The sequence below is a fragment of the Streptococcus intestinihominis genome, assembly GCF_046824975.1.
In the GTDB taxonomy this organism is placed as follows: Bacteria; Bacillota; Bacilli; order Lactobacillales; family Streptococcaceae; genus Streptococcus.
In genome coordinates this window covers 21419-28811 of the sequence record NZ_JBKQBL010000008.1, presented here as the reverse complement: position 1 = coordinate 28811, position 7393 = coordinate 21419, and the positions used below count along the sequence as shown (strand labels likewise).

The 7393-nt window shown below is 46.7% G+C and carries 6 protein-coding genes and 2 pseudogenes; 6 read left to right on the top strand and 2 right to left on the bottom strand.

All coding sequences use genetic code 11. The features are described from left to right. The first annotated feature begins 208 nt into the window (after window positions 1–208). The 5 genes and pseudogenes from folP (at window position 209) to ACLOR3_RS10115 (ending at window position 4286) form a co-directional block, all read left to right on the top strand. Window positions 209–1165, top strand: coding sequence for a dihydropteroate synthase (gene folP / locus ACLOR3_RS10135; RefSeq protein WP_048717520.1), 957 nt, complete (start codon window positions 209–211; stop codon window positions 1163–1165). 16 nt (window positions 1166–1181) lie between these two features. Then, window positions 1182–2486: a bifunctional folylpolyglutamate synthase/dihydrofolate synthase gene (locus tag ACLOR3_RS10130; protein ID WP_048717522.1), complete on the top strand. Its 1305-nt coding sequence runs from the start codon at window positions 1182–1184 to the stop codon at window positions 2484–2486. Window position 2487: 1 nt separating this feature from the next. Continuing rightward, window positions 2488–3042, top strand: coding sequence for a GTP cyclohydrolase I FolE (folE, locus tag ACLOR3_RS10125; RefSeq protein ID WP_048717524.1), 555 nt, complete (start codon window positions 2488–2490; stop codon window positions 3040–3042). A gap of 26 nt (window positions 3043–3068) precedes the next feature. Next, window positions 3069–3878 (top strand): annotated as a pseudogene (gene folK, locus ACLOR3_RS10120) (2-amino-4-hydroxy-6-hydroxymethyldihydropteridine diphosphokinase); the annotation flags it as partial. 252 nt (window positions 3879–4130) lie between these two features. Continuing rightward, a complete protein-coding gene (locus ACLOR3_RS10115) occupies window positions 4131–4286 on the top strand; it encodes a hypothetical protein (protein ID WP_164555426.1) in 156 nt (51 codons plus the stop codon). 109 nt (window positions 4287–4395) lie between these two features. On the opposite strand, the gene ACLOR3_RS10110 is transcribed toward ACLOR3_RS10115, so the two are convergent. Both ACLOR3_RS10110 and pepA read right to left on the bottom strand, forming a co-directional pair. Next, a complete protein-coding gene (locus ACLOR3_RS10110) occupies window positions 4396–5880 on the bottom strand; it encodes a DUF1846 domain-containing protein (protein ID WP_006595123.1) in 1485 nt (494 codons plus the stop codon). A 158-nt stretch (window positions 5881–6038) separates the two neighbouring features. Further along, on the bottom strand, window positions 6039–7103 hold the full coding sequence (gene pepA / locus ACLOR3_RS10105; protein ID WP_129270341.1) for a glutamyl aminopeptidase: 1065 nt from the start codon (window positions 7101–7103) through the stop codon (window positions 6039–6041). Between the two features lie 146 nt (window positions 7104–7249). On the opposite strand from pepA, the pseudogene ACLOR3_RS10100 reads away from it, so the two are divergent. Further along, a pseudogene (locus tag ACLOR3_RS10100) lies at window positions 7250–7393 on the top strand (DUF4651 domain-containing protein); the annotation flags it as partial.

The window sequence follows — 7393 nt, the reverse complement described above, 5'->3', positions numbered from 1 at the left end:
ATGCTTTTGCCTTTCTGATAACTATTCTGGTTTCTTTTCTTCCCGCTTAAAATATGGTAGAATGATAGGACCAATGGGTTTTATTCAGAAGCTTTGGTAAGCTACCAAAGAAGCATCTAGGCGCAGATAGAGACAAACTCGGAGGTTGGAAAGATTCTAACCTCTTTTCTATGCTTGGTTGGCTTTTCTTAGAAAGATGAAGGAAGATATGTCAAAGAGTGAATGGAGACAACTAGGCAAGGATCGGACTCTTCTATGTGGCATCCTCAATGTCACCCCCGACTCCTTTTCAGATGGTGGACGTTACCAAACGGTAGAAGGAGCTCTCGAGCAAGCTCGAAAGTTAATAGCAGAAGGAGCAAGCATACTGGATATTGGTGGGGAGTCCACACGTCCAGGGAGTCATTTTGTGGAAATTCAGGAAGAAATTCAGCGAGTCGTGCCCGTCATTGAAGCAATTCGAGCAGAGAGTGATATCTTGATTTCGGTTGATACTTGGAAGTCAGAGGTCGCTCGTGCAGCCCTAGCAGCTGGTGCAGACTTGGTCAATGATATCACGGGCTTGCTAGGAGATCCGCAAATGGCGAGGGTGATTGCAGAAGCTCATGCTGGAGCCATTCTTATGTTTAATCCAGTCATGGCTCGTCCTCATCATCCGAGTTCCGTCATTTTTCCGACCTTTGGTTTTGAGCCGGCCTTTTCATCAGAGGAGTTGGCGCAGTTTGAAGGTCTCTCTATTCAAGACTGCATGTGGACCTTCTTTGCTAAGAGCCTTGAGCGAGCAGAGGAGGCGGGATTGAGTCCGGATCAACTCTTCTTAGATCCTGGTATCGGTTTTGGCTTGACTAAACGGGAAAACCTCCAACTCTTGCAGGACTTAAAAAGCATTCATGCTAAGGGGTATCCAATCTTTTTAGGAGTCTCTCGGAAGCGCTTTGTGGTCAATATTCTGGAAGAAGAGGGATTTGAGACTGACCCTGAAACGAAAGAAGGATTCTATAATCGGGATTTGGCCTCTAGTCATTTGACGAGTGTAGCTGCCAGCCAAGGGGTAGAAATTGTGCGTGTGCATGATATCCCTCTTCATAAGATGGCGGTAGCTATCGGTAGTGCTGTCTACCAAGCCGATCAAGCGCAGGACCTTCATTTGAAACAATATCGCTAAAGAAAAGAGAAGAGATATGACAGTAGATCTCAGTTGGTTAGCCACTTATCGTTCTTCCGAGCCTCATTTTGGTTTGGAGCGAATGGAAGCCCTGCTGGCCTTGAGGGGAAACCCACACTTAGCCTGTCCTGTAATCCATCTAGCTGGGACCAATGGAAAAGGATCTACCCTAGCCCATTTACGGTCTTTACTAGAGGCAAAAGGGTTGCGGGTTGGTGTTTTCTCATCCCCCTATCTAGTTTCCTTTCATGAGCAAATCAGTATCAATGGGCTTCCCATTTCAGATCAGGATTTAGAGACTTATCTGTACCTCTATCAGGACTTGCTTGAAAAAAACAGTTCTGATCAGACCTTGCTGGGCTTAACTGAGTTCGAGTTGATGACCGTCCTGGCTTTTGATTATTTTGCAGCAGAAAAGCCAGATGTGGTCATTCTGGAAGTGGGCATGGGGGGCCGTCTCGATAGTACCAATGTTTGTCAGCCTATGTTGACAGCCATCACGACGATTGGCCTGGACCATGTGGCTCTCTTAGGGCCAGATTTGGCCTCCATTGCTCGAGAGAAGGCGGGAATCATCAAGGAAAAGATTCCGGTCCTGCTAGGCCGGATGGAACTGGAAGCTCAAGAAGTCATTGTGCAGCGGGCGAACTGCTTATCGGCACCAGTAGAGCTGTTAGGTCAGGACTTTTTAGTTAGCTACCAAGCGTCTTTGGTTGATGGGGAAGTTTTTGGCTATCGGAGCCAGTATCGGGAAGAAATGCAACTAAAGACAGGACTCATGGGACTGCATCAAGTCGACAATGCTGGGTTGGCCCTGGCTCTATGCGATACTTTCTGTCAAGAAAAGGGGCTCTCTTTCTTAAGTCGAGAAGAAATCCTCCAAGCTTGGGAAGGGGTCCAGTGGCCGGGTCGCCTAGAGGTTATTTCTAACCAGCCCCGAATCATTCTAGATGGTGCCCATAATCCGCATGCAGTAGCCCCTCTTGTAGCCACCATGAAAGAACGGTATGGACAGTTGGACAAACAAGTCTTGTTTACCTGTATCCAGACCAAGGCGATTGAGGAGATGCTGGAACTGTGGAGCGGATTGGAAAAGAGTCAATTAACCTTGACGACCTTTGAGGATTCACGCGCCTATTCCGTGAGAGACATGCAGGAAATAGCCCATCAAAAAGGCCTGCCTTATCAAGAATGGAAGGTGTTTTTAACCCATTATCTAGAAAAAAAATCGCAACAATCTGATCTCCTCTTAGTGACGGGATCCTTGTACTTTTTGGCTCAAGTGAGAGCCTTTCTAATCGAAGAAATCAGTAGGAGATGAAATGGATACAAAGAAAATTCAAGAAGCCGTGAAGATGATTATCGATGCCGTCGGTGAAGATGGAAGCCGTGAGGGCTTGCAAGAAACACCAGAACGCATTGCCAAGATGTACCAAGAGATTTTTGCAGGTCTCAACCAAACTGCGGAAGTCCACCTATCAAAATCTTTTGAGATTGTGGATAACAATATGGTGGTGGAAAAGGATATCTTTTTCCACTCGATGTGTGAACACCATTTCTTGCCCTTCTATGGCAAGGTCCACATTGCCTATATCCCAAATGGGCGCGTAGCGGGCCTCTCTAAGCTAGCTCGGACTGTGGAAGTGTACGCCAAAAAGCCTCAAATCCAGGAGCGCTTGACAGTGGAAATCGCGGATGCCTTGATGGAGTATCTGGGAGCGCAGGGAGCCCTTGTCTGGGTGGAAGCAGAGCACATGTGCATGAACATGCGTGGGGTGCGCAAACCAGGGACAGCTACTGTAACGACAGCAGCGCGTGGCTTGTTCGAGACAGATAAAGACTTGAAAAACGAAGCCTATAAACTGATGGGACACTAATCCCTAGATAAACTGAGGTGACTATGGTGGATCAATTACGGATCAAAGATTTGGAAATTTATGCTTATCATGGTGTGTTTTCCGCTGAAAAGGAATTGGGGCAGCGCTTTGTCTTGGATGTCTGTGTCGATTATGAGATGACAAAGTCTGCTCGGACGGGCGATTTGACGGCTTCAATCCATTATGGAATCTTAGCAGAGCAACTGACAGACTGGGTTCAAGCTGAGAAAATCGATTTGATTGAGACAGTGGCTTTTCAGCTTGTGGAGAAGATTTTTGCGACCTATGACTTTGTCAAAAAGGTTCGACTGGAGTTGAAAAAACCTTGGGCTCCAGTTCCTCTGCCTTTGGATACCTGCTCGGTCACGATTGAACGAGAAAAAAGACGGGCCTTTATTGGTCTGGGAACCAATATGGGCGATAAGGTACAACAGTTGGAGACGGCTGTATCTAGACTAGAAGAAAAGGGGCTTACGATTCTCCAAACCTCTTCTCAGATTGAGACAGCACCTTGGGGAGGGGTCGAGCAGGATAGCTTCCTCAACCAAGTCGTAGAGGTCGAAACTTGGTTTACGCCCCAAGACTTGATTGAGACCTTGCTAGGAATCGAACTAGAAATGGGTCGGGTCCGTGAGATCAAATGGGGACCACGGGTCATCGATTTGGATCTCCTTTATATGGAGGATTTGATCCTCTATAGTCCAGATTTGATTCTCCCTCATCCGTATGTGGCAGAACGGGCATTTGTCCTAGAATCCTTAAATGAAATTGCCCCTTACTTTGTGGATCCTGTCCAAAGAAAACAGATCCGACAACTGTGGGAGGCTGTGAAAGAAACAAAAGAGAGTGGAACAGAAATCGGTAATTCGTTAGAATTCGATTTCGTCGTCCCACCTCCGCACAGTTGAGTAGGGCTGTAAAAGCTGATGAAATCAGCGTAGTAGAGCCCACTCAACCACTGCGTCTTGCTCGACAATCCAAAAATAATTGAGAGGCTAGGACTTTTGTCCCAGCCTCTTTTTTTACCTTGACAGGTTAATTGAGCAGGAGTATACTATGCATAAATAGATTAGGAGCAGGAGGGCGTCATGAAATCTTATCTTGTAAAATGGTTGATTGCGATTGTCTTGGCTGTTTTTTTCCTTTGGTTGAGTTTGGAAACGGACTTACTGCCAAAAGAAGTGTATCCCCTTCTCCTTGTCCCGATACTGATTGTGGGCCTCTATCTTTTTAAGGAGAGGTAACTCTCCATCCAATTAAACTATGAAAAATCCCCTGGGTGCCAACTGGTTCAGGCACTCAGGGGATTTTTTGTATATGGAGCTAGGACCAACGGTCTAGCCTTGCTTTTCTTTATTTGCGGTACAAGCGATCGTATTGGTAAACTGGATCCATGGTCACATGAATGCCCAGTTTGCGAAGAACGTTCTTATCTTCGTCTGTCAACATGACTGTTGAATGGGCTTCGCTCCCTTTCAATCGACCCAATTCTTGCATGGCAAGATTTGCCTCTGGATGGTTCATGGCGGTAATGGCGAGGGCGATGAGGATTTCATTTGAGTGGAGGCGAGGGTTGCGACTGCCCAAGTGGTTGATCTTCAAGCCTTGGATTGGTTTCACATATTCTGGCTCAATCAACTTGGTTTCTTTATCAATATGGGCCAATTTCTTGATGGCGTTGATGAGAACAGCTGCCGTTGGACCAAATAAGTCAGAAGTCTTACCTGTCACGGTTTCTCCGTTCGGCAATTCCAGTGCCAAGGCAGGTTCACCGGTTTCTTCCTCTTTTTGACGGGCAAGGACGGTGACTTGGCGGTCTTTTGGTGAAATGCCTAAGTCATTCATCAAGAGTTCAATTTTCTTAATAGCTCCGTTTCCGACACGCTCTGCCTTCACATCTAGAATGGTTTGGTAGTAACGGCGGATAATTTCTTGCTTAGAGGCTTCAATCGCTGCGTCATTGTCCACGATGGCAAAGCCGACCATGTTCACACCCATATCTGTTGGGGAAGCGTAAGGAGATTCTCCAAGGATGCGTTCCAACATCCGCTTCAAGACAGGGAAGATTTCGATATCCCGGTTGTAGTTGACCGTTGTTTCGCCATAGGTTTGGAGGTGGAATGGGTCAATCATATTGACATCGTCAAGGTCTGCAGTAGCAGCTTCATAGGCCAAATTCACTGGGTGATGCAAAGGCAGGTTCCAAACTGGGAAGGTTTCAAATTTAGCATAACCAGATTTGATGCCATTCAATTGGTCATGGTACATGTTGGACATACAAGTCGCCAATTTACCAGAACCAGGACCAGGAGCTGTCACGACAACGAGATTACGGCTAGTTTGAATGTAGTCGTTTTTCCCCATTCCCTCAGGAGAGATGATGTGGTCCATATCCGTTGGGTAGCCCTTGATTGGGTAGTGGAGATAAGAGGCGATGCCATTTTTTTCCAACTGCTTGCGGAAAAGGTCTGCAGCTGGTTGACCAGCATACTGAGTGATGACGACAGAGCCAACATAGATGCCCAATTCGTTGAATTTATCGATCAAGCGGAAGACCTCTTGGTCGTAAGAGATTCCTAGGTCACCACGCGCTTTTGAATGCTCAATGTTATTGGCATTAATAGCAATCACAATCTCCACTTGGTCACGAAGTTCTTGGAGAAGCTTAATTTTGTTATCTGGTTCATAACCAGGAAGGACACGAGCTGCGTGGAAATCTTCCAACATTTTTCCTCCAAACTCTAGGTAGAGCTTGCCATCAAATTGGTTGATGCGCTCGAGGATGTGATCGCGCTGCAAATTCAAATACTTTTCGGAACTAAAAGCTTGTTTCTTCATTTAAACCTCCAATAAAGAAGCGAGGGTGATCTTTAGCGGTGCTCCGCCTTTCACATAGGGAAAGGGGAGTGCAAAAGAACACCCGTTGCAATATTCATTCAGTATTATATCAAAAAAACCCCAAAATGGGGGTTTAAAACAATTATTTTGGAAAAATATTAATAATTCTTAATTAAATCAACGGTTGAACGATCCAATTTTTTGACCAAGGCTTGAAGGAAGGCTTGGGCTTGAAGGAAGTCATCCATAGCGTAAAGGGTCTGATGGGAGTGGATGTAGCGCGCGCAGACTCCGATGGTAGTAGATGGCACTCCACCGCTTCGTAAGTGGGCTACTCCAGCATCCGTTCCGCCTTTTCCACAGTAGTATTGGTACTTGATGCCGGCCTCTTCAGCGGTGGTGAGGAGGAAGTCCTTCATATTTGGCAACATGAGGTGACCTGGGTCAAAGAAGCGAAGGAGGGTTCCCTCGCCGATGGCTCCTTGGCCTCCGTAGACATCTGCAGCGGGAGAACAGTCAACAGCTAGGAAGATTTCCGGATCAAACTTGGTCACAGAAGTCCCTGCACCGCGCAGTCCGACTTCTTCTTGGACAGTCGCTCCGACATAGAGCTCGTTTGCTAGTGCTTGTCCAGAGAGGGCTTGTGCCAATTCGCTGACCATCAAGACCCCATAACGGTTGTCCCAAGCTTTGGAGATAATGTTTTTCTGATTGGCTGTTAAGATTGCAGTGCTTTCAGGGACCAAGGTGTCACCTGGACGGATCCCAAAGCTCTCAGCTTCTTCTTTGTTGGCAAAGCCACCATCAAAGACAATATCCCCGATTGCGGGAAGGGCAGGACCGTTTGCGCCCCGTGTCAAATGCGGAGGAACAGATCCAGAAATGACAGGGTAGGAATGGCCATCGCGGGTCAAAAGGGTGAAACGTTGGCTGCTGACCACCATAGGGTTCCAACCACCGATTTCCACCACGCGGAAGGTGCCGTCTGCCTTGATCTCACTGACCATAAAGCCAACTTCATCCATATGGCCTGCGACCATGATGCGAGGAGCATCAGCCACTTCTGAGTGACGTACCCCAAAAATGCTTCCCAAGCCGTCTGTGACCACTTCATCCACATGTGGAGTGATCTGTTTGCGTAGATAATCGCGAACAGGCGCTTCGTGGCCAGAGATGGCAGGAAGTTCTGTTACTTCTTTGATTTTAGAAAATAAATCAGTCATAAGTTACCTTCTTTCTGATTGTTATTTTATCACTTTTTTAGTCGAGATGGTAGTGGCAGTTGACGGGAATGAAAGCAGATCGTCATGATGGGGAGAACTATTCTCCTTCGTTGTCCCAGCTTGTATTTTGTGTTACAATATGAGGTATGAAAGCTAAAAAAATCATTTTATCCAGCCTTGCAGCAGCTAGTGCAAGTGCTCTTGCCCTTGGGGCCTATAAAATTGCCAAAGATCAAAAACGTCTGCGGACGCAAGAAGAGTTAGTCGCAGAAGTCCGTGAGCAAATGGAG

Excerpts from the sequence above, each read along its gene's own strand:
- pepA (WP_129270341.1), bottom strand. The coding sequence starts at position 7,103 with ATGACTGATTTATTTTCTAAAATCAAAGAAGTAACAGAACTTCCTGCC.
- folE (WP_048717524.1), top strand. The coding sequence starts at position 2,488 with ATGGATACAAAGAAAATTCAAGAAGCCGTGAAGATGATTATCGATGCC.
- ACLOR3_RS10115 (WP_164555426.1), top strand. The coding sequence starts at position 4,131 with ATGAAATCTTATCTTGTAAAATGGTTGATTGCGATTGTCTTGGCTGTT.
- ACLOR3_RS10130 (WP_048717522.1), top strand. The coding sequence starts at position 1,182 with ATGACAGTAGATCTCAGTTGGTTAGCCACTTATCGTTCTTCCGAGCCT.
- folP (WP_048717520.1), top strand. The coding sequence starts at position 209 with ATGTCAAAGAGTGAATGGAGACAACTAGGCAAGGATCGGACTCTTCTA.
- ACLOR3_RS10110 (WP_006595123.1), bottom strand. The coding sequence starts at position 5,880 with ATGAAGAAACAAGCTTTTAGTTCCGAAAAGTATTTGAATTTGCAGCGC.